Annotated in this window: 17 protein-coding genes; 13 read left to right on the top strand and 4 right to left on the bottom strand. The window is 65.4% G+C overall.

The features are described from left to right. The first annotated feature begins 46 nt into the window (after nt 1-46). Nucleotides 47-1,159 (top strand): S-(hydroxymethyl)glutathione dehydrogenase/class III alcohol dehydrogenase, encoded by a 1,113-nt coding sequence (locus tag E8F11_RS18255; protein WP_280290250.1) that lies wholly within the window; start codon nt 47-49, stop codon nt 1,157-1,159. A gap of 19 nt (nt 1,160-1,178) precedes the next feature. Next, the gene (locus E8F11_RS18250) at nt 1,179-1,562 is read left to right on the top strand and encodes a VOC family protein (protein ID WP_280290249.1); all 384 of its coding nucleotides are present in this window, start codon (nt 1,179-1,181) and stop codon (nt 1,560-1,562) included. Between the two features lie 61 nt (nt 1,563-1,623). Here E8F11_RS18250 and E8F11_RS18245 read toward each other — a convergent pair whose 3' ends face one another. Both E8F11_RS18245 and E8F11_RS18240 read right to left on the bottom strand, forming a co-directional pair. Further along, nucleotides 1,624-2,187, bottom strand: a complete 564-nt coding sequence (locus tag E8F11_RS18245) for a carboxymuconolactone decarboxylase family protein (RefSeq protein WP_280290248.1) — start codon at nt 2,185-2,187, stop codon at nt 1,624-1,626. A gap of 10 nt (nt 2,188-2,197) precedes the next feature. Continuing rightward, the gene (locus E8F11_RS18240; protein WP_280290247.1) at nt 2,198-3,526 is read right to left on the bottom strand and encodes an aspartate aminotransferase family protein; all 1,329 of its coding nucleotides are present in this window, start codon (nt 3,524-3,526) and stop codon (nt 2,198-2,200) included. Nucleotides 3,527-3,909: 383 nt separating this feature from the next. Here E8F11_RS18240 and glnH point away from each other — a divergent pair, with 383 nt between their 5' ends. The 6 genes from glnH (at nt 3,910) to E8F11_RS18210 (ending at nt 9,087) form a co-directional block, all read left to right on the top strand. Next, a complete protein-coding gene (gene glnH, locus E8F11_RS18235) occupies nt 3,910-4,653 on the top strand; it encodes a glutamine ABC transporter substrate-binding protein GlnH (protein ID WP_280290246.1) in 744 nt (247 codons plus the stop codon). 32 nt (nt 4,654-4,685) lie between these two features. Then, a complete protein-coding gene (gene glnP, locus E8F11_RS18230; protein ID WP_280290245.1) occupies nt 4,686-5,342 on the top strand; it encodes a glutamine ABC transporter permease GlnP in 657 nt (218 codons plus the stop codon). After that, complete coding sequence (gene glnQ, locus E8F11_RS18225) at nt 5,339-6,061, top strand: glutamine ABC transporter ATP-binding protein GlnQ (RefSeq protein WP_280290244.1); 723 nt, start codon at nt 5,339-5,341, stop codon at nt 6,059-6,061. Before glnP ends, glnQ begins: the two co-directional genes overlap by 4 nt. 14 nt (nt 6,062-6,075) lie before the next feature. Beyond that, nucleotides 6,076-7,110, top strand: coding sequence for a C45 family autoproteolytic acyltransferase/hydolase (locus E8F11_RS18220; protein ID WP_280290243.1), 1,035 nt, complete (start codon nt 6,076-6,078; stop codon nt 7,108-7,110). 94 nt (nt 7,111-7,204) lie between these two features. After that, nucleotides 7,205-8,098, top strand: coding sequence for a MurR/RpiR family transcriptional regulator (locus E8F11_RS18215; RefSeq protein ID WP_280290242.1), 894 nt, complete (start codon nt 7,205-7,207; stop codon nt 8,096-8,098). Between the two features lie 152 nt (nt 8,099-8,250). Then, nucleotides 8,251-9,087, top strand: coding sequence for an AraC family transcriptional regulator (locus E8F11_RS18210; protein WP_280290241.1), 837 nt, complete (start codon nt 8,251-8,253; stop codon nt 9,085-9,087). A gap of 212 nt (nt 9,088-9,299) precedes the next feature. Here the strand turns inward: E8F11_RS18210 and metR are convergent, their stop codons facing one another. Continuing rightward, on the bottom strand, nt 9,300-10,217 hold the full coding sequence (gene metR, locus E8F11_RS18205) for a transcriptional regulator MetR (RefSeq protein ID WP_280290240.1): 918 nt from the start codon (nt 10,215-10,217) through the stop codon (nt 9,300-9,302). A gap of 110 nt (nt 10,218-10,327) precedes the next feature. On the opposite strand from metR, the gene metE reads away from it, so the two are divergent. Continuing rightward, the gene (gene metE / locus E8F11_RS18200) at nt 10,328-12,640 is read left to right on the top strand and encodes a 5-methyltetrahydropteroyltriglutamate--homocysteine S-methyltransferase (protein WP_280290239.1); all 2,313 of its coding nucleotides are present in this window, start codon (nt 10,328-10,330) and stop codon (nt 12,638-12,640) included. A 29-nt stretch (nt 12,641-12,669) separates the two neighbouring features. Here the strand turns inward: metE and E8F11_RS18195 are convergent, their stop codons facing one another. Continuing rightward, nucleotides 12,670-13,572, bottom strand: a complete 903-nt coding sequence (locus E8F11_RS18195) for a LysR family transcriptional regulator (protein ID WP_280290238.1) — start codon at nt 13,570-13,572, stop codon at nt 12,670-12,672. Nucleotides 13,573-13,740: 168 nt separating this feature from the next. Between E8F11_RS18195 and E8F11_RS18190 the strand changes: the two genes are divergently transcribed. The 4 genes from E8F11_RS18190 to E8F11_RS18175 all read left to right on the top strand — a co-directional run bounded on the left by E8F11_RS18190 (nt 13,741) and on the right by E8F11_RS18175 (nt 19,768). Beyond that, nucleotides 13,741-15,249 carry an aldehyde dehydrogenase family protein gene (locus tag E8F11_RS18190; RefSeq protein WP_280290237.1) on the top strand — a complete coding sequence of 503 codons (1,509 nt, stop codon included), beginning with the start codon at nt 13,741-13,743 and terminating at the stop codon, nt 15,247-15,249. A 138-nt stretch (nt 15,250-15,387) separates the two neighbouring features. Beyond that, on the top strand, nt 15,388-16,893 hold the full coding sequence (locus E8F11_RS18185; protein WP_280290236.1) for a cytosine permease: 1,506 nt from the start codon (nt 15,388-15,390) through the stop codon (nt 16,891-16,893). A gap of 38 nt (nt 16,894-16,931) precedes the next feature. Beyond that, nucleotides 16,932-18,617 (top strand): choline dehydrogenase, encoded by a 1,686-nt coding sequence (gene betA / locus E8F11_RS18180; protein ID WP_280290235.1) that lies wholly within the window; start codon nt 16,932-16,934, stop codon nt 18,615-18,617. Between the two features lie 158 nt (nt 18,618-18,775). Continuing rightward, nucleotides 18,776-19,768, top strand: a complete 993-nt coding sequence (locus E8F11_RS18175; RefSeq protein ID WP_280290234.1) for an alpha/beta hydrolase — start codon at nt 18,776-18,778, stop codon at nt 19,766-19,768. Nucleotides 19,769-19,961 lie beyond the last annotated feature (193 nt).

Below are 19,961 nucleotides of genomic sequence, written 5' to 3'. Positions count from 1 at the left end.
CGGCCCGGGCGACGCGCCGGGCCGGTCCAGGCCAGGAGATACAGGCATGATCAAATCCCGTGCTGCCGTTGCCTTCGAACAACGGCGGCCATTGCAGATCGTCGAAGTGGATGTGGCGCCGCCCAGGGCCTTTGAGGTGCTGGTGCGCATCGTCGCCAGCGGCGTCTGCCATACCGACGCGTACACCCTGTCCGGGGCCGACCCGGAAGGCCTCTTCCCGAGCATCCTCGGCCATGAAGGCGGCGGCATCGTCGAAGCGGTCGGCCCGGGGGTAACCTCGGTCGCGGTCGGCGATCACGTGATCCCGCTGTATACGCCCGAATGCGGGCGGTGCAGGTTCTGCCGCTCGGGCAGGACCAACCTGTGCCAGGCGATCCGCGCCACCCAGGGCAAGGGCCTGATGCCCGATGGCACCACGCGCTTCTCCTATCAGGGCCGGCCGCTGTTCCACTACATGGGCACCTCGACCTTTTCCGAATACACGGTGCTGCCGGAAATCGCCCTGGCGAAGATTCCCCGGGAGGCACCGCTGGAGAAGGTCTGCCTGCTGGGTTGCGGCGTCACCACCGGAATCGGCGCGGTGCTCAACACCGCCAAGGTCCGGGCGGGCTCCAGCGTGGCGATCTTCGGCCTTGGCGGCATCGGCCTGTCGGCGATCATCGGTGCGGTGAAGGCCGGCGCAGAACGGATCCTGGTCGTGGACATCAACCCGGCCAAGTTCGAGATCGCCCGCCAGCTCGGCGCCACCGACTGCATCGATCCGCGCGACTACGACCGGCCGATCCAGGACGTCATCGTCGACCTCACCGATGGCGGTGTGGACTACTCCTTCGAGTGCATCGGCAACGTGGAGCTGATGCGTGCGGCGCTGGAGTGCTGCCACAAGGGCTGGGGCGAGTCGGTGATCATCGGCGTCGCCGGCGCCGGGCAGGAAATCAGCACCCGGCCATTCCAGCTGGTTACCGGGCGGGTCTGGCGAGGCTCGGCCTTCGGCGGCGTACGCGGCCGCAGCGAACTGCCCAGCTATGTGGAGATGGCGCGGCGGGGCGAGATTCCGCTGGATACCTTCATCACCCACACCATGGGCCTGGACGATATCAACCAGGCATTCGAACTGATGCGGGCGGGCAAGAGCATCCGCAGCGTCATTCATTTCTGACCACAGCAAGGAGAGAACAATGACTGTCTATACACACGTCACCGTCGGTACCAACGACCTGCCCAAGGCCCGCGCCTTTTATGACGACGTGCTCGGCAAGCTCGGCCTGAAGCGCCTGGCCGACCTCGGCGAGAACGGCTCCATCTGGGGCGTCGATGCACCCTCGTTCTTCGTGCTCAAGCCCGCCAACGGCCAGCCGGCCACCGTCGGCAATGGCGTTACCGTCAGCTTCGAGGCAGCCGACCGGTCTGCCATCGACGCCGCCCATCGGGCGGCCCTGTCCCATGGTGGCCAGGATGAAGGCGCTCCCGGTCCGCGCAATTGGAAGGAGAACGCGTACGCCGCCTACTTCCGCGACCTGGACGGCAACAAGGTCGCTGCCTACTGCTTCAAGCCCGCCTGAGCGTCCAATGCTGAAGCGATACCCATCGGTGACTTGCGATGGGTATCGCTGGCCAGGGGCTTCAGGGCTGCGGGAAGGGCAGCGGCGTATCCGTCCCGCGCCGCACCTGGAACACATTCAGCGTCATGGCCACCAGGGCGTAGTAGCCGAACACCCCCACCAGCTCCACTACCGCCGGCTCGCCGAAGGCCGCGACGGCTTCGGCGTAGAGCCCATCGTCGATTCGCCGCGTGGCATACAGCGTGCGGCCCAGGCGATGGACCAGGCGCTCGTCATCCCGCTCGTAGGGCGGCTCCACCCCCTGGCACAGGGCCTCGATCACCGCGTCGCTGAGGCCGGCCTGGCGGGCGATGGGTTCGTGGATCTGCCATTCCGCCTGGGATTGCCACCAGGACGCGGTAACCAGGATTGCCAGCTCCGTCAGGCGCAACTCCAGGCGAGTGTCGTAGCGGCAGAACGCGCCCAGCCGCTGGGCGCGGTCGGCCAGCTCGGGGCTGTGGACCCAGGCCAGGAAGGGGCCGTCCAGATTGCCGCGCGGGCCGCTGAGGATGGCTTTCAGCACGGCGCGCTGGGCGTCGCTCATCTGCTCTTCGGTCAGGGCGGTCAGTCGCGATTCGATCTTCATCACCGGCTCCTCAGGCATTGGCCAGGGCGTCGCGCAGGGCGGCGTCGAGCGTGTGGACAAGTTCGTCCAGGTGCGGCTCCTCAAGGATGAAGGGCGGTGCCAGGAGGATATGGTCGCCGCTGCGGCCGTCGAGGGTGCCGCCCATGGGGTAGCACATCAGGCCGTGGGCCATGGCGGCTTTCTTCACGCGGGCATGGAGTTTGCGCGCCGGGTCGAAGGGCGCCTTGCTGGCGCGATCCTGCACCAGCTCCAGACCCTGGAACAGGCCGCGGCCACGGATATCGCCGACATGGGGATGCTCCGCGAAACGTTCGCGCAGCCGGGTTTGCAAGGCCGCGCCCAGCTCCCGCACGCGCGGCAGCAACTGGCGTTCCTCGATGGTGTTCTGCACCGCCAGCGCCGCCGCACAGGCAGTGGCGTGGCCGATGTAGGTGTGGCCGTGCTGGAAGAAGCCCGAACCCTGGCGAATCGCATCGACGATGCGGCCGCTCACCAGCGTTGCGCCGATGGGCTGGTAACCGGCACCCAGGCCCTTGGCGACGGTAATCAGGTCGGCGCTGATGCCTTCCTGCTCGGCGGCGAACAGCGTGCCGGTACGGCCCATTCCGCACATCACCTCATCCAGGATCAGCAGCACGCCATGGCGGTCGCAGACCTCGCGCACGCGCTTGAAGTAGCCGGGCACTGCCGGCACCGCGCCGAGGGTGGCGCCGACCACTGGCTCGGCGATGAAAGCCATCACCTTGTCCGCGTCCAGGCGGAGGATTTCCGCTTCCAGCTCCGCCGCCAGGCGAATGCCGAGGGCTTCCGGCGACTCGTCAGCGCGCTGTTCGCGATAGGCGTAGCAGGGGGAAACGTGGCTGACGTCGATCAGCAAGGGCTGGAATTGCTGGCGCCGCCAGGCGTTGCCGCCGGCCGCCAGGGCGCCCAGGGTGTTGCCGTGGTAGCTCTGGCGACGGGCGATCACGTGCCGGCGCTGGGGCTGGCCGATCTCCACGAAATACTGGCGCGCCAGCTTGAGCGCCGCTTCCACCGCCTCTGAGCCACCAGAGACGAAGTACACCGACTCCAGCCCCTCCGGCGCCCGCTCGATGAGGAAGTCCGCCAGCGCCTCCATGGGTTCGCTGGTGAAGAAGGAGGTGTGGGCATAGGCGAGCTTGCCGACCTGCTCGCGGATCGCCTCGATCACCGCCGCGTCGCTGTGGCCGAGGCAGGACACGGCAGCGCCGCCGCTGGCGTCCAGGTAGCGCTTGCCCTGGCTGTCGATCACGTAGGGGCCGTCGCCCTGGACGGCGGTCGGGTAGCTCTGGGTGAGGCTGCGGTGGAATACGTGGCTCATGATGCCCTCCGGTGCATTTTGGCAAAGAATATATGCAAAAACTGGTTATGCAATAAATTTTTGCCACAACTGGTGTGTTCATGATTTCCGCGGATTAGCGTATTCCATTCAGAGTTTCCCGTGTTTATTGGGCTGTAGAGGATAATTTGGGGGTGCGTGGTACTTTTTGGTTGTGCAAATTGATATTGCATTTGTCAAAAATGCATGTTTATCTTGCTCGAAAGCATGGTAGCCGTGCAGCGCGTCGCTGACTGGCCTAGCAGCTGATAACAACAAACCGGCAAGGTGCCTTCCTCGGGCCCTTGCTGAACCTTGACTGCCAGAATCGCCTGAAGCCGTACCGGCCAGGGCCAGTTCGTCCACGACCGAGAGGAAGCATGCACATGAAGCACCTGCTGAAAGCAGCCCTGACTGCGCTCGCCATCGCCGCAACCACCCACGCCAACGCCACCGACAATGAATTGCTGGTCGCCACCGATACCGCCTTCGTGCCCTTCGAGTTCAAGCAGGGCGACCAGTACGTGGGCTTCGATATCGACCTCTGGGCGGCCATCGCCAAGGAGCTGGGCTGGAAGTACCAGCTCAAGCCCATGGACTTCAACGGCATCATCCCCGCGCTGCAAACCCGCAACGTGGACCTGGCCCTGGCCGGCATCACCATCAAGGAAGAGCGCAAGCAGGCCATCGACTTTTCCGACGGTTACTACGACAGCGGCTTCCTGCTGATGGTCCGCAGCGACAACGACGCCATCAAGGGCGAGGCGGACGTCGCCGGCAAGACCCTGGCGGTGAAGAGCGGTACTTCCTCGGCCGATTACGCCAAGGCCAACCTCAAGGCCAGCGACCTGCGCCAGTTCCCCAACATCGACAACGCCTATCTGGAACTGCGCACCGGGCGCGTCGACGCAGCCATGCACGACACCCCCAACGTCCTCTACTACATCAAGACCGCCGGCGAAGGGCAGGTGAAAGCCGTGGGCCAGCAGATGATGGCGCAGCAGTACGGCATCGGCTTCCCCAAGGGCAGCGAGCTGCGTGAGCCGGTAAACGGCGCGCTGAAGAAGCTGCGCGAGAATGGCACCTACGCCGAGATCTACCGCAAGTGGTTCGGCACCGACCCGCAATAAGCCCGCCCTGGAACTGAAGTAGGAGCAGTGCAATGTCTTTCCAATGGGATGCCATCTGGGGCGCGCTGCCGGTGTTGCTCGAAGGCGCCAAACTCACCCTGTGGATCTCGGTGCTCGGGCTCCTGGGTGGGGTGGTCATCGGCCTGGTCGCGGGCTTTGCCCGCGCCTATGGCGGCTTCCTCAGCAACCGGCTGGCGCTGGTGTTCATCGAGCTGATCCGCGGCACCCCGATCATGGTGCAGGTGATGTTCATCTATTTCGCCCTGCCGCTGATGGTGCCGGTGCGCATCGACCCGTTCGGCGCGGCGGTGGTCACCATCATGATCAACTCCGGTGCCTACATCGCCGAGATCACCCGTGGCGCGGTGCTTTCCATCAATCGCGGTTTTCGTGAGGCGGGCCTGGCGCTCGGGCTTTCCGGGCGGGACACCCTGCGCTACGTGATCGCCCCGCTGGCTTTCCGGCGGATGATCCCGGCCCTGGGCAACCAGTGGATCGTCAGCATCAAGGACACCTCGCTGTTCATCGTCATCGGCGTCGCCGAGCTGACCCGGCAGGGGCAGGAAGTGATCGCGGGCAACTTCAGGGCGATGGAAATCTGGACGGCGGTGGCGGTGATCTACCTGATCATCACCCTGGCCCTCAGCTACTCCCTGCGCCGCGTCGAATCGAGGCTGAAAATTCTATGATCGAGTTCAAGGGCGTTTCCAAGCACTTCGGCAGCACCCAGGTGTTGCACGACATCGACCTGAAGATCGGCAGCGGTGAAGTGGTGGTCATCATCGGGCCCTCGGGTTCCGGCAAGTCCACCCTGCTTCGTTGCATCAACAAGCTGGAAGTCATCAGCGGGGGGCAACTCTACGTCGATGGCTTCGAGGTCAACGACCCCAAGGTGGAAGAGCGGCTGATCCGCCAGGAGGCCGGCATGGTCTTCCAGCAGTTCCACCTGTTCCCGCAGATGACCGCCCTGGAGAACGTCGCCTTCGGCCCCATCCGCGTGCGCGGCGCCAGCAAGACCGATGCCGAGAACCTGGCCCGCGAGCTGCTCGCCAAGGTCGGCCTGGCCGAGCGCGCCGGGCACTATCCGTCGGAGCTTTCCGGTGGCCAGCAACAGCGCGTGGCCATCGCCCGCGCCCTGGCGGTGAAGCCCAAGCTGATGCTGTTCGACGAGCCCACCTCGGCGCTGGACCCGGAACTGCGCCATGAAGTGCTGGGGGTGATGAAGAACCTGGCGGAGGAGGGCATGACCATGGTCATCGTCACTCACGAGGTGGACTTTGCCCGCAAGGTGGCCAGCCGCCTGATCTTTATCGACAAGGGCCGCATCGCCGAGGACGGCGATCCCGCATCCCTCGTCAGCAACCCGCCGAGCCCGCGCCTGCGCGAGTTCCTCCAGCACGTTTCCTGAACAGGTAGAGCCTCATGGCATTTCCTCACCTCCATCTGGGCGGCGGCGCCTACGACATCGGCCACGGCCTGGGCGAATTCGGCCGCGAGGCGGTTCACCGGCACCTGCGACCGCTGCCGTTGTGGCAGCGTCTGGCGGACCTTGCCGGCAGCGATGCCGCCCGCAGCATGCGTGCCGCCGTGGAGCGGCGCTTCCCTCGCTACTGGCAGGAACTCGAAGGCCTGGCGGACGGACTGGAGCTGCCGCTGGAAGAGGTCTTCCTGTGGAACTGCCGGGGCGACTTCGTGCAGCAGCAGAGCATCGATGGCTGCACCACGATGCTCGGCCCCACCGCCCGTGGCACCCTGATCGCCCACAACGAGGACGGCTTTCCGCAACTGCGCGGGCACTGCGCCCTGGTCAGTGTTTCACCGGAGCAGGGGCTGGGCTTCACCTCCTTCGTCTATCCCGGCTCCATTCCCGGCCACACCTTCGCCGTGAACGAGAAGGGCCTGGTGGTGACGGTGAACAACATCCGTCCCCGCGCCATACCCGCGGGCCTGCCCCGGCAGGTGCTGGGACGTGCCAGCCTGGATGCGGCGAGCATCGACGAGGCTGTGGATATCCTGGCCAGCGAGGGCCGCGCCGGTGCCTTCCACCATGCCCTGGGGCAGCTGGGGAGCCAGCGCCTGGTCAGCTTCGAGGGCACCTCCGAAGGGGCGTCCGTGGTCGAGGTGCAGCATCCCTGCGGCCACTCCAACCATCTGGTCCACCCGGCGCTCGGCGGCGTCGCGCAACGTATCACCGGCAGCTCCGGCAAGCGCCAGGCTTGTGTGGATGCGCGCATCGCTGGCCTGGGCGAACGGCTCGACCGCGCAGAGGCGCTGGCCATCCTGCGCGACACATCGGGCGGCGACCTGCCGGTCTACCGGTGCGCAGCCGATGATCCGGACGACGAGAACACCTTGGCCACGGCGCTGTTCCTGATCGGTGCCGATGCCGTGGACTGGGCTGTGTACACCGAGGCGGATATCCACACCCCGACGCTCAGCGGGCGGGTCGTGTCCTGACGTGGCGCCGCCCATCGCCGCCGGGTCCAAGGCCCGCTACTATGGGCGCCTGCCACCGGGGCGCGTCCCGGGAAACCTTCAGATGGATGCTGTCATGGCAAATCCCCCCGATACCCTTGCGGGCCTGAAACTGCTGCTCGAAGCCATCGAGCGGCGGGAAGCCGACATTTCCCTCGGCAGCAGCTCGCGCCGCGTCCTCACCGCCCTGATCGAGGCGCCCCAGCGCGCAGCGGTGTCCTCCATCAGCGAATTGGCAGATCAGTTGGGGGTGAATCCCTCGACCTTCTCGCGCCTGGCGCAGAAGCTCGGCTACGGTGGCTTCAGCAAGTTCCAGGATGTGTTCCGCCGCGAAGTCACCGAGGGCCGCACCTTCTATAGCGACCAGGCATCGCGCCTGCTGGTGCCCAGCGGCAGCAACGACAGCATCGGCCAACTGACCCGTCTCGGCCGCCAGGAAAGCGCCAATATGGCGAGCATGATCGAACAGGTGGATTGCGCCGATTTCGACGCCACCGTCGAGCTGCTCACCGCCGCCCGGCGCGTGCGCATCCACGGCATGCGCCAGTTCAACTCCCTGGCGCTGTTCATGGCCTACGCCCTAGGCATGCTGCGCCCGGATGTTGCGCCGCTGGACTCCGCCCGCCAGGGCGTGGCCGATGCTCTGGCCCAGTTGGACGAAGGTGATGTGCTGGTGGTGGCGAGCTGCTTCCCCTATACCCCCAGCGTGCTGGCCACGGCGGAAGTGGCGGCCAAGCACGGCATCCATGTGGTCGCGCTGACCGACTCCAGCAACTCGCCGCTGGCGAAGATTGCCCGCTACAGCTTCTACGTGCCCAACCAGAGCCTGTTCTTCAGTAACAGCATGTGCGCCTTCATGCTGCTGGCCGAAGGCATCCTCAGCGCCGTGGCCAGCCGGCTGGGCGAAGCCTCGGTGGCCGCGCTCAAGCACCGCGAGGCGCTGATCGCCGAGCTCAACGCCTCGCTCTGAGGCACATCAGCCCTTCGATATCGAGATGATGCTCAGGGGAAAACGGGGAGGCGTGCTGGGAAATTGAAACCATACGCCTCGCCCTGCAAGAACGATCAAGTGCCTCCCTCACGCTCGCGGCACACTTTCCCCGCACCTCGTAAGGAATGACCATGCACGACCCTACCGGCAAGGCCCTTTGGCTGATCGAAAGCGATCTCGACGGCAACCTCGATCTCCAGGCCATCGCCGACGCCTGCGGCGTATCGCGCTTTCGCCTGGCTCGGGACTTCGTCGTCGCTACGGGCTGGCCGGTGATGCGCTATGCGCGTGTACGGCGGTTGAGCAGGGCGGCGCGGCGGCTCGCCGACGGTGAGCAGGACATCCTCGGCCTGGCGCTGGAAGCGGGCTATGGCCCCCACGAGGCGTTCACCCGGGCGTTCCGCGAGCAGTTCGGCATCACGCCGGAAGGCCTGCGGGCGCGCGCCAACCTGGATGGCATCGAACTGAGGGAGGCCATGCGTATGCAACCGACCAGCACTTTTCCACTATCCGAACCACGCTTCGAACAGGGCGATGAGCTGTTGATCGCCGGGCTCGGAGAGCGTTTCACGTCCGACAAGACCCAAGGCATAGCCGCCCTCTGGCAGCGCTTCGTGCCCTACATCGGCCGGGTGCCGGGTCAGCAGGGCGAGGAGACCTTCGGCCTCTGCCACAGCCCGGACGAGGAAGGGAGCTTCGAGTACATCGCCGGCGTGCGGGTCAGCCGCACCGACGACCTGCCCACAGGCTTCACCTACCAGCGCCTGCCGCCACGGCGCTATGTGGTGTTCCGGCACCGCGGGCATATCTCCAGCATCCACGAAACCTTCGCCGCCATCTTCCAGCGCTGGCTGCCGCAGTCTGGCCTGCTGGCGGCGGATGCGCCGGAGTTCGAGCGCTATAGCGCGGATTTCGATCCCATGGCCGGCACCGGCCATGTCGAAGTCTGGGTGCCGCTGAAGGGCTGAAGGGACAGCTGGTACCGGCGGCAACGGCTTTTTCGTGCAGGAAATGGCTGGTGCGGGGGGATTGGCGAGGGGGCGGGTAACGCGGTATCAGTTTGCCCACTCGGCAATGAGCAGGACCCCAGAACCGACGCCCTCACACCGGATTGCCAATCCGATATGCCTCAGCATCTTCCCGGTTTTTCGCGAAGGATCTGTTGCTCGGGGGCAGGGGCTCATCGTGCGGCGCTGACACCTTCGAGCGTGGCAAACGACGTGTCCTTGGCGGTCAGCAGGAAGTCGCGCATGAAGGGCGCGTCCAGCATATCGGCACGGATCGCCGCGAATAGCGTACAGTACAGCCCCTTGTCACCGAGGCGCTTGGCGGTGACATAGCCGCGCGAGCTGTACTCGTGCAGTGCCCAGTTGGGCAGGCAGCATACGCCCCTGCCGCTGGCCACCAGCTGCATCATCATCACCGTGAGTTCCGAGGTGCGCACCTGCGCCGGCTCCACATCGGCCGGCTCGAGGAAGCGCGTGAAGATGTCCAGGCGATCACGTTCCACCGGGTAGGTGATAAGGGTCAGGCTGGCAAGATCCTCGGGGACTATGTAGGGCTTGCCGGCCAAGGCGTGCTGGTTATCCACAGCCAGCAAGGCCTCATAGGTGAAGAGCGGCACATAGGTGATGCCGGCGAGGTCGATGGGGTCGGCGGTCACCACCAGGTCCAGGTCGCCGCGGGCGAGGGCGGGCAGGGGGGCGAAGGAGAATCCCGAGGCCAGGTCCAGCTCCACTTCGGGCCAGGCGTCGCGGAACTGGTCGATGGTGGGCATCAGCCACTGGAAGCAACTGTGGCATTCGATAGCCATGTGCAGCCGGCCGGCGGTGCCGCCGGCCAGCCGCGACAGGTCGCGCTCGGCGCTGCGCAGTTGCGGCAGCACGCTATCGGCCAGCTGCAGCAGGCGCAGGCCGGCGCTGGTAAAGCGCACCGGCTTGGTCTTGCGCACGAACAACTGCATGCCGAGGCGCTCCTCCAGTTCCTTGAACTGGTGGGACAGGGCGGACTGGGTCAGGTGCAGGCGCTCGGCGGCTTCCACCAGGCTGTCGGCTTCCCGCAGGGCGTGCAGGGTCTTGAGGTGGCGCAACTCGAGCATGGGACGGCCCTCCATGAGCAAAACTTGAGATCAACACGAATTTGTTGAGTTTGTCTCAAGTGGCCATGACTGTCGACAATGGCTCCATCACTTGCATGGAGATTCACCACATGGCCCTGTCCCATTCCCTCGGCTTCCCGCGCATCGGTCGCGACCGTGAACTGAAGAAAGCCCAGGAAGCGTTCTGGAAGGGCGAACTGGATGAAGCCGGCCTGCGCGCCGTTGGCCGGCAGCTGCGCGCCGAGCACTGGCAGCTGCAGAAGGACGCCGGCATCGAGCTGCTGCCGGTGGGCGACTTCGCCTGGTACGACCAGGTGCTGACCCATTCCCTGACCTTTGGCGTCATCCCCGAACGCTTCCGTGGACAGGGCAACGCCAAACCGACCTTGCAGACCCTGTTCGGCATGGCCCGCGGTGTGAGTGACAGCTGCTGCAGCGGCGCCCATGCCCAGGAGATGACCAAATGGTTCGACACCAACTACCACTACCTGGTCCCCGAATTCAGTGCCGACCAGCAGTTCGCCCTGAGCTGGGAACAGCTCTTCGAGGAAGTGGAGGAGGCCAAGGCCCTGGGCCACAACGTCAAGCCGGTGCTGATGGGCCCGCTGACCTACCTCTGGCTGGGCAAGGTCAAGGGCGCTGCCGCTGAAACCGAGGGCTTTGACAAGCTCGACCTGTTAGAGCGCCTGTTGCCGGTCTATGGCGAAATCCTCCAGCGCCTGGCCGCCCAAGACGTGGAGTGGGTTCAGATCGATGAGCCGATCCTGGTGCTGGACCTGCCGCAGGAATGGAAGAACGCCTTCGAGCGCGCCTACAACATTCTCCAGCGCGAGCCGCTGAAGAAGCTGATCGCCACCTATTTCGGCGGCCTTGAAGACAGCCTCGGCCTGGCCGCCAGCCTCCCCCTGGATGGCCTGCATATCGACCTGGTGCGTGCCCCCGAGCAGTACCCGACCATTCTCGACCGCCTGCCGGCCTACAAGGTGCTGTCGCTTGGCCTGGTCAACGGCCGCAATGTCTGGCGCTGCGACCTGGACAAGGCGCTGGCGGTGCTGCGTCACGCCCATGAGCGTCTGGGCGAGCGTCTCTGGGTGGCGCCGTCCTGCTCGCTGCTGCATAGCCCGGTGGACCTGGCCCGCGAAGATCAGCTGGATGCCGAGCTGAAGAGCTGGCTGGCCTTCGCCGTGCAGAAGTGCGAGGAAGTTGCCCTGCTTGCCCGTGCCCTGACCGAGCCGGAAGCCCCAGCGGTGCTGGAGGCCCTGGCCCGGAGCCGCGCCGTGCAGGACAGCCGGGCCGCTTCGCCGCGCATCCACAAGCCGGCCGTTCAGGCTCGTGTTGCGGCCCTTCGGCCGGAAGACAGCCAGCGTCCATCTCCGTTTGCCGAGCGCATCGTCAAGCAGCGCGAACGGCTCGACCTGCCGGCCTTCCCGACCACCACCATCGGCTCCTTCCCGCAGACCTCGGCTATCCGGTTGGCGCGCCAGGCCTTCAAGCAGGGCAAGCTGTCGCAGGCTGAGTACACCGAGGCCATGCAAGGAGAAATCCGCCATGCGGTAGAAGTGCAGGAGCGCCTGGACCTGGATGTGCTGGTGCACGGCGAGGCGGAGCGCAATGACATGGTCGAGTACTTCGCCGAACAGCTGGACGGCTATGCCTTCACCCGGTTCGGCTGGGTGCAGAGCTACGGTTCCCGCTGCGTGAAGCCGGCGGTGATCTACGGCGACCTGAGCCGGCCGAAGGCCATGACCGTTGAGTGGATCCGCTATGCCCAGGACCTGACCGTCAAGTGGATGAAGGGCATGCTGACCGGCCCGGTGACCATGCTGATGTGGTCCTTCCCCCGCGAAGACGTCTCCCGCGAGGTGCAGGCCAAGCAACTGGCGCTGGCGATTCGTGACGAAGTGGTGGACCTGGAAGAGGCCGGGATCCGCATCGTGCAGATCGACGAGGCTGCCTTCCGCGAGGGCCTGCCGCTACGCAAGTCGGGCTGGCAAGCGTATCTGGACTGGGCTACCGAGGCCTTCCGCCTGACCGCCAGCGGGGTGAAGGACGAAACCCAGATCCACACCCACATGTGCTACAGCGAGTTCAACGACGTGATCGAATCCATCGCCGCCATGGATGCCGACGTCATCACCATCGAGACCTCGCGCTCGGACATGGAGCTGCTGGACGCCTTCGAAGCCTTCGCCTATCCAAACGAGATCGGCCCGGGTGTCTACGACATCCACTCGCCACGGGTTCCGGACAGCGCCGAGATGGCCAAGCTGCTGCGCAAGGCCGCCGAACGCATTCCCGCCGAGCGGCTCTGGGTCAACCCGGATTGCGGCCTGAAGACCCGCGCCTGGCCGGAAACCGAGGCGGCGCTGGTGAACATGGTGGCGGCGGCGAGGACGTTGCGGGCGGAGTTCAACTGCCGCTGAAGTCCGGCCGTGAGCATCCGGGCCAGGGATCAGGCCCGCGCATTCCCCGCCAGATCATCGAGAAACGCCTGCAGGATCGGCGGTGGTGCCAGGCCGCGGCGGGTGATGGCGTCGAAGGCGGCCAGCGGGCGCAGGCGCTCGGGCAGCAGCGGGCGCATGTCGCCGGTTTCCACCCAGCGGGCGGCGAAATGGCGGGGCAGGAAGCCCACGTACGCGCCGGAGATGATCAGGATCGCCGCCGCCTCGATGTTATCCACGGTGGCCGCGGCCTTGCTGGCGCCCACCAGCTCCATGTCGTTCTGCTGCATGAACCCCCGGGCCACCAGGCGCGAGGCGGCGATCTGCTGCTGCAGCTCGTCGTCCGCCGCCTTGCTCAGGTAGAGCGGATGGTGGCGGCCGCAGTAGAGGCCGAGCACTTCCTGGTAGAGCGTTCTGTAGTGCAGGCCGGGCACGCGGAAGGGAAAATGGCCGATGGCCAGGTGCAGGCGGCCGTCCAGCACCCGCTCCTCCAGCTCGGATGGCGTGCCGACGTAGACGTTGAGGTGGACGTCATGCCCGCGCGCGACGAAGCGCTGGGTGGTGGCCGGCAGGGGCGAGTCCGGGTCTGTGATGGTGGTGTCGATGCTGCCGAGATTGAGGGTGCCGCTGATGTGCTGCTTGAGCACGTCGGCGTCCATGCAGAAGGCTTCCACTGCCGACAGCAGACGCTGGGTCGCTTCGTGGATGGCCACACCCTGCTCGGTGAGGCGGAAGCCGCTGCGCCCGCGCTGGCAGAGCTTGACCCCGAGGCGCGCCTCCAGCTGGGTCATCTGTTCGCTGATGGTCGACTGCCCAACATTGAGGGTGGCCTGGGCAGCGGAGAAGCCGCCACAGCGAACGATGGTCTCGAAAACCCGCAGCAGTTTCAGGTCGATGTCATAGAGCTGGATCACCGCAACCTCCCGCCTTTTTTAAGATCGGTTTTTTCCGATTTTTGTATCTGATCTTTTGCATTTTACCAATGTGAAACCGGGGCCATAGTCGACTCAACGGCGATCCGTGGCAAGGCCTGCTCGCCGTCTTCCCGACCACGCGCCCTGCGCATGACGACGAGAACGACGATGGACACCAGAACAAAAAATTACCTGCAGCAATACGGCGTTTCCGAAGCGACCCAGCGCTTCCTCTCCAAACCCAAGCAACTCTTCATTGGCGGCGCCTGGCGGGATGCCTCGGATGGCGCCAGCGCCGAAGTGATCGAACCCTCCAGCGAGGGGGAACTGTGCCGTATCCCCATGGGCACCGCGGACGACCTGGACCGCGCCGTACAAGCGGCCCGCGCGCAGTTCGACGGTGGCGCCTGGAGCCAGCAGAAGCCCCTGGAGCGCGAGCGCCTGCTGCATCGCCTGGCCGACCTGATCGAGGCCAATGCCGATGAGCTGGCGGAGATCGAATCCATCGACATGGGCAAGTCGGTGGCCCAGGCGCGCGCCGTGGACATCCAGGGCACCATCGACACCTTCCGCTACTTCGCCGGCTGGGCCAGCAAGATCCACGGGCGCACCGTGGAGCCCTCTCTGCCTGGCAACTACCTAGCCTATACGCGCAAGGAGCCGGTGGGCGTGGTGGGCGTCATCGTGCCCTGGAACTTCCCGCTGCAGACCATGGCCTGGAAGCTCGGCGCCGCCCTGGCGGTGGGCTGCACTGTGGTGGTCAAGCCGGCCGAGCTGACCTCTCTTTCCGCCCTGCGCTTCGCCGAGCTGGTGCAGGAAGCCGGCATTCCCGACGGCGTGGTGAACATCGTCACCGGCCGTGGCAGCGTGGTCGGCGCGGCCATGGCCAGCCATCCGGGCATCGACAAGCTTAGCTTCACGGGCTCGACGCCGGTTGGCTGCAATGTGGGCAAGGCGGCCATGGACCAGATGAAGCGCCTGACCCTGGAGCTTGGCGGCAAGTCGCCGGTGATCGTCTTCGCCGATGCCGATATCAAGGCGGCGGCCCAGGCAGTAGCCAACGGTGTGTTCTTCAACTCTGGCCAGGTCTGCGACGCCGGTACCCGCGCCTATGTACACCGTAGCGTCTACGCCGAGTTCCTGCGCGAGCTGGCCGCCTACACCGCGACCCTGAAGATCGCTCCCGGGCTGGACCCCGACTGCTTCATCAGCCCGATGGTGTCGCGCCAACAACAGCAGCGGGTGCTTGAGTACATCGAGATCGGCAAGGCCGAAGGCGCGGAGCTGTATTTCGGCGGCCAGCCCGTCGATGGCCCAGGCTACTTCGTACAGCCGACGATCTTCGCCAACTGCCGCAATGACATGCGCATCGTCCAGGAGGAGATCTTCGGTCCGGTGCTGGTGACCGCGCCCTTCGATGACGAGGAGGAGGCCCTGGCCCTGGCCAATGACTCCGCCTTTGGCCTGGCTGCCGCGCTCTACTCCAACGACCTCGGGCGGGTCCACAGCCTCATCCCGCGCTTGCGTGCCGGGACCGTCTACGTCAACGCCCACAGCACCCTCGATCCTTCCATGCCCTTCGGCGGCTACAAGCAGTCGGGCTACGGCAAGGACCTTGGGTCGGAACAACTGGACTACCTGCTGGAAACCAAGGCGGTGTGGATCACACTTCCTTAAGTGACTTCAGCTGAGGCGTCGGCAGTCCCCGCTGCCGCCGCATGATCGATCCGCACCCGCCTTGCCAGGCAGTTCCTTACGGGCTGCCGGGGTGCGGACCCTGGTGATACTCCATACGAAAATAAGAGCGGAGATACCATGAAATCAGCATCGCAAAGTCTGTCCGCGACCGAGGGACAACGCGGACTGGAAATCGAAGGCCACTCCATCGATTTCATCCAGGAGAACGAGAGAACCGACAAGCTGTCCGCTCAGGGCCCCTTCTGGTTCGTCGGCAATTTCACCTTTTTCACCATGACCATCGGTTTCGTGGGGCCGAGCGTGGGTTTGAGCGCGTTCTGGACCATGATCGCCGGTACGCTGGGCATCATGTTCGGCACCCTGTTCATGGCGTTCCACGGCTCGCAGGGGCCGCATCTCGGCCTGCCGCAGATGATTCAGTCCCGCGCCCAGTTCGGCTATCGCGGTGTGGTGCTGGTGTTGCTGGCGACGCTGTTCGTCTTCGCCGGCTTCAACATCGTCAATCTGGTACTGATGATGCAGGGCCTGCAGACGCTGTTTCACTGGGGACCGATGACCGTTGCCCTCGCTGTCTCGGTGCCAGCGACGGTCCTGGCGATCCTCGGGCATGACTGGATGCACAAGACCTTCAAGTGGTCGCTGTTCCTGTCGCTGCCGCTCTATGGGCTGGTGACGTTGGCGGTACTGCTGGGCTGGGTTCCGTCCGCACCGTTGCCGGCCGACGGCACCGAAGCGGTCCAGCTCGGGTTCACCCTGACCGGATTCGTCGCCCAGTTCGCGGCGGCCGCCAGCTACAACATCGCCTACGCGCCCTATGTCTCGGACTACTCCCGTTACCTGCCGAAGAACACTTCGAGCGGAAAGCTGATCACGGCGGTGTTCGTTGGAGCCTCACTCTCGGGGGCCTGGATGATCTCGGTCGGCGGCTGGCTGGCGGAGCACCTGCGTACCACCGATGTTCTCGTCGCGCTCAACAGTGTCGGTGCGAGTTTCGCCCCGCAGCTGGGAACGGTGGTGGTGGCGATCACCATCCTGGCCTTCCTGCCAGTAATCGCGATGAACATCTACAGCGCCAAGCTCACCACCATCACCGGCGTGGACTCGTTCAGGAAGATCAAGCCCACGGCCAGGGTACGCATCCTGGCGATTATTTTCGTCGTGCTCCTGCAGCTGGGCGTGGCGATCAGCATCAATGCCTCAGGTTCGGGCCTGTCGATGCTCAACATGTACCTGGTGGTGATGCTGTATTTCCTGGTGCCGTGGACGGCGGTGAACCTCACCGACTACTTCTTCGTGCGCAAGGGCCGCTATGCCATCCCGCACTTCTTCCTGCCCCACGACAACATCTATGGCCACTGGGGCAGCCGCGGGCTGATCGCCTACCTGATCGGCTTCGTGGTGATGATCCCGTTCTTCACCATCTTCAGCGGTCCCGAGGAGGTCTACGTCGGCCCGCTGGCCCGGATGATCGGCAGCGTGGACATGGCGTGGCTGGTCGGCCTGATCGTTTCGGGTGTCGCCTACTACCTGCTGTGTCTGTCGCTCGATCTGAAGAAAGAGGAAACCCTCATTCGCCAGATCGAGAAAGACGCTCCCCAATTCACGACGGGTAAAGCCTGGTAACCGCTCCGGCCCCGTCCAGTTTCATTGCGAGAAAGATCATGGCTAACAGATACGACTACATCATCATTGGTGCGGGTTCGGCCGGCTGCGTTCTGGCCAACCGCTTGACCGAGGACGCCGGCACCTCCGTGCTGGTCCTGGAATTCGGCGGCAGCGACCGCAGCGTGCTGATCCAGATGCCCAGTGCCTTTTCCATCCCGATGAACACCAAGAAGTACAACTGGCGCTACGAGACGGCGGCCGAGCCGCACCTCGACGGCCGTCGCCTGCACTGCCCGCGCGGCAAGGTGCTCGGCGGTTCTTCTTCCATCAACGGCCTGGTCTACATCCGTGGCCACGCCTACGACTTCGACGAATGGGAGTCCCTGGGCGCGAAGAACTGGGGCTACCGCAACTGCCTGCCGTACTTCAAGCGCGCCGAGAACTACAAGTTCGGCGGCGACGACTACCGCGGCGCCAGCGGTCCGCTGTCCACCAACAACGGCAACAACATGCAGAACCCGCTCTACGGCGCTTGGGTGGAGGCCGGCGCCGAGGCCGGCTACATCAAGACCGACGACTGCAACGGCTACATGCAGGAAGGCTTCGGCGCCATGCACATGACGGTGAAGGATGGCGTGCGCTGGTCCACCGCCAACGCCTACCTGCGGCCGGCCATGGAGCGGCCCAACCTGACGGTGGTCACCCATGCCATGACCCGCCGCATCCTCCTCGATGGCAAGCGCACCGTGGGCGTGGAGTATGACCAGGGCGGCCGGACCCACACCGTGTACTGCAACCGCGAAGTGCTGGTTTCCTCCGGGCCCATCGGCTCGCCGCACCTGCTGCAGCGTTCCGGTATTGGACCTGCGGCGGTGCTGAAGAAGGCCGGGATCGAGGTCAGGCACGACCTGCCGGGGGTGGGCGAGAACCTGCAAGATCACTCGGAAATCTACATCCAGTACGAATGCAAGGAGCCGGTGACGCTGAACAGCAAGATGGGCCTGTTCGCCAAGGCCCTGATCGGCCTGCGCTGGTTGCTGTTCAAGGACGGCCTGGGCGCCAGCAACCACTTCGAGGCGGGTGGCTTCATCCGCTCCGAGCAGGGGCTGCGCTGGCCAGACATCCAGTTCCACTTCCTGCCGGCGGCCATGCGTTACGACGGCGACAAGCCCTTCAAGGGCCATGGCTTCATGGTGCTGACCGGGCCCAACAAGCCGAAGAGCCGTGGCCACGTCCACGCGCTGTCGGCCGACCCTTACCAGCACCCGGAAATCCGCTTCAACTATCTGGAGAGCGAGGAGGACCGCGAGGGCTTCCGCCGCTGCGTGCGCCTGACCCGCGAGATCATCGGCCAGCCGGCCATGGACCGTTACCGGGGCGAGGAGCTGGCACCCGGACCGGACGTGCAGACGGACGAGCAGATCGACGCCTTCGTGCGCGCCAACATGGAGAGCACCATGCACCCCTGCGGTTCCTGTCGCATGGGCGAGGACGACATGGCGGTGGTGGACTCCGAGCTGCGGGTGCGCGGCATCCAGGGCCTGCGGGTGATCGATTCGTCGGTCTTCCCCACCGAGCCCAATGGCAACCTCAACGCGCCGACCATCATGCTCGCCGAGCGCGCCTCGGACCTGGTTCGCGGCCGCCGGCCGCTGGCACCCGAGGACCTGCCGGTGGGCCTGGCCGCCAACTGGGAAACCGCTCAGCGCAGCAGCGCCCCGCAGCGCCAGGTCCGCGTCTGAGTCAGGCGCCGGGAAGGCGGCCGCGCCGGCTGCCTTCCCGGTCCTGGCAATGACCGTTCGGCACCATTCATCAAACTGTCACGGTTTTGTGGCAGTGCGAATCACTGGAATTCATCAGAATCGCGTTCAACTGGGGTTTTGCGTTCTGGATTTCCGACATGCGTGTGCTGATCCTGCTCGCCGCGCTCATTTGCGGCTTGCCTTCCTTTGCTTTCGCCCGCTGCGATGTGACCGTGCCGACGGAGACCGTCGACCTGGGCGAGGTGCGCCTGGCATACCAGAGCGTGGGGCGGGAACGGGACCCGGCGTTGCTGCTGATCATGGGCCTGGGCGGGCAACTGATCCATTGGCCGGACGAAGTGGTGGAACGGCTCTGCGAGAGCGGTTTCCGGGTGATTCGTTTCGATAACCGCGACGTCGGGCTGTCCGCCTGGACCGGCGCCGTGCCCTCGGCGAACCTGCCTTACGAAGTCGTGCGCTATCGCCTGGGCCTGCCGGTGTCGGCGCCTTACGGTCTGCGGGACATGGCCGGTGATTCGCTGCACCTGCTGGACGCCCTGGGGATTCGCCAGGCCCATGTCCTGGGCGCCAGCATGGGCGGGATGATCGCCCAGCACCTCGCGGACCTGGCGCCGCAGCGGGTGCTCAGTCTGACCCTGGTGATGACCAGCTCCGGCGCCGAGGGCCTGCCGGCGCCGAGCCCGGCGTTGCTGGAGCTGCTGGCCAGGCGCGAGGCGCCGAGCCGGGACGTGGCCATCCAGCAACAGGCCGACCTGCTGGCCGCCCTCGGCAGCCCCGACGTCAGCGATGATCGCGGACAGCTGCTGGAACAGGCGGCCAAAGCCTATGACCGCTCCTTCAACCCCGAAGGCGTTCAGCGGCAGATACTGGCCATCCTCGCCGAGCCCAGCCGCGTCGATCTGCTCAACCGCCTGCAGGTGCCGACCCTGGTGGTGCACGGCACCGCCGATCCATTGCTGCCGGTGATGCACGGCGTGCATGTCGCGGCGCATATCAAGGGTTCGGAACTCAAACTGATCCCCGGCTTGGCCCATCGCTTCCAGGAAGCGTTCAAGGAGCCGCTTCTATCGGCGGTGCTGCCGCACCTGATGGCCCATCGCCGGGCCGAGGGGCATGTGGCGCAGCTGTGATCAGGTTTGTGGTTGGCGTTCGATTTCATCTGTAGGGGCGAATTTGCATTAAGTGTTGCTAGAGCGTCCTGAGCCGGGTTGCTTATCGAGTGGGCTGCGAGTCCCTGTTTCGCCTCCCGGCGAGTCACTTCTTTCAAACGTCGGGATGCCGAACCACAAAGAAGTAACCAAGAACGCTCGCCCCTGCATCCGG

This window comes from Pseudomonas sp. BN417 (assembly GCF_029871205.1).
GTDB lineage: Bacteria > Pseudomonadota > Gammaproteobacteria > Pseudomonadales > Pseudomonadaceae > Metapseudomonas.
The sequence above is the reverse complement of the archived record's forward strand: the minus strand, read 5'-3'. Positions and strand labels throughout refer to the sequence as shown.

Bases quoted from the DNA above. Each gene is read 5' to 3' on its own strand.
- E8F11_RS18255 (WP_280290250.1), top strand. From the start codon at position 47: ATGATCAAATCCCGTGCTGCCGTTGCCTTCGAACAACGGCGGCCATTG.
- E8F11_RS18250 (WP_280290249.1), top strand. From the start codon at position 1,179: ATGACTGTCTATACACACGTCACCGTCGGTACCAACGACCTGCCCAAG.
- E8F11_RS18245 (WP_280290248.1), bottom strand. From the start codon at position 2,187: ATGAAGATCGAATCGCGACTGACCGCCCTGACCGAAGAGCAGATGAGC.
- E8F11_RS18240 (WP_280290247.1), bottom strand. From the start codon at position 3,526: ATGAGCCACGTATTCCACCGCAGCCTCACCCAGAGCTACCCGACCGCC.
- glnH (WP_280290246.1), top strand. From the start codon at position 3,910: ATGAAGCACCTGCTGAAAGCAGCCCTGACTGCGCTCGCCATCGCCGCA.
- glnP (WP_280290245.1), top strand. From the start codon at position 4,686: ATGTCTTTCCAATGGGATGCCATCTGGGGCGCGCTGCCGGTGTTGCTC.
- glnQ (WP_280290244.1), top strand. From the start codon at position 5,339: ATGATCGAGTTCAAGGGCGTTTCCAAGCACTTCGGCAGCACCCAGGTG.
- E8F11_RS18220 (WP_280290243.1), top strand. From the start codon at position 6,076: ATGGCATTTCCTCACCTCCATCTGGGCGGCGGCGCCTACGACATCGGC.
- E8F11_RS18215 (WP_280290242.1), top strand. From the start codon at position 7,205: ATGGCAAATCCCCCCGATACCCTTGCGGGCCTGAAACTGCTGCTCGAA.
- E8F11_RS18210 (WP_280290241.1), top strand. From the start codon at position 8,251: ATGCACGACCCTACCGGCAAGGCCCTTTGGCTGATCGAAAGCGATCTC.
- metR (WP_280290240.1), bottom strand. From the start codon at position 10,217: ATGCTCGAGTTGCGCCACCTCAAGACCCTGCACGCCCTGCGGGAAGCC.
- metE (WP_280290239.1), top strand. From the start codon at position 10,328: ATGGCCCTGTCCCATTCCCTCGGCTTCCCGCGCATCGGTCGCGACCGT.
- E8F11_RS18190 (WP_280290237.1), top strand. From the start codon at position 13,741: ATGGACACCAGAACAAAAAATTACCTGCAGCAATACGGCGTTTCCGAA.
- E8F11_RS18185 (WP_280290236.1), top strand. From the start codon at position 15,388: ATGAAATCAGCATCGCAAAGTCTGTCCGCGACCGAGGGACAACGCGGA.
- betA (WP_280290235.1), top strand. From the start codon at position 16,932: ATGGCTAACAGATACGACTACATCATCATTGGTGCGGGTTCGGCCGGC.
- E8F11_RS18175 (WP_280290234.1), top strand. From the start codon at position 18,776: ATGCGTGTGCTGATCCTGCTCGCCGCGCTCATTTGCGGCTTGCCTTCC.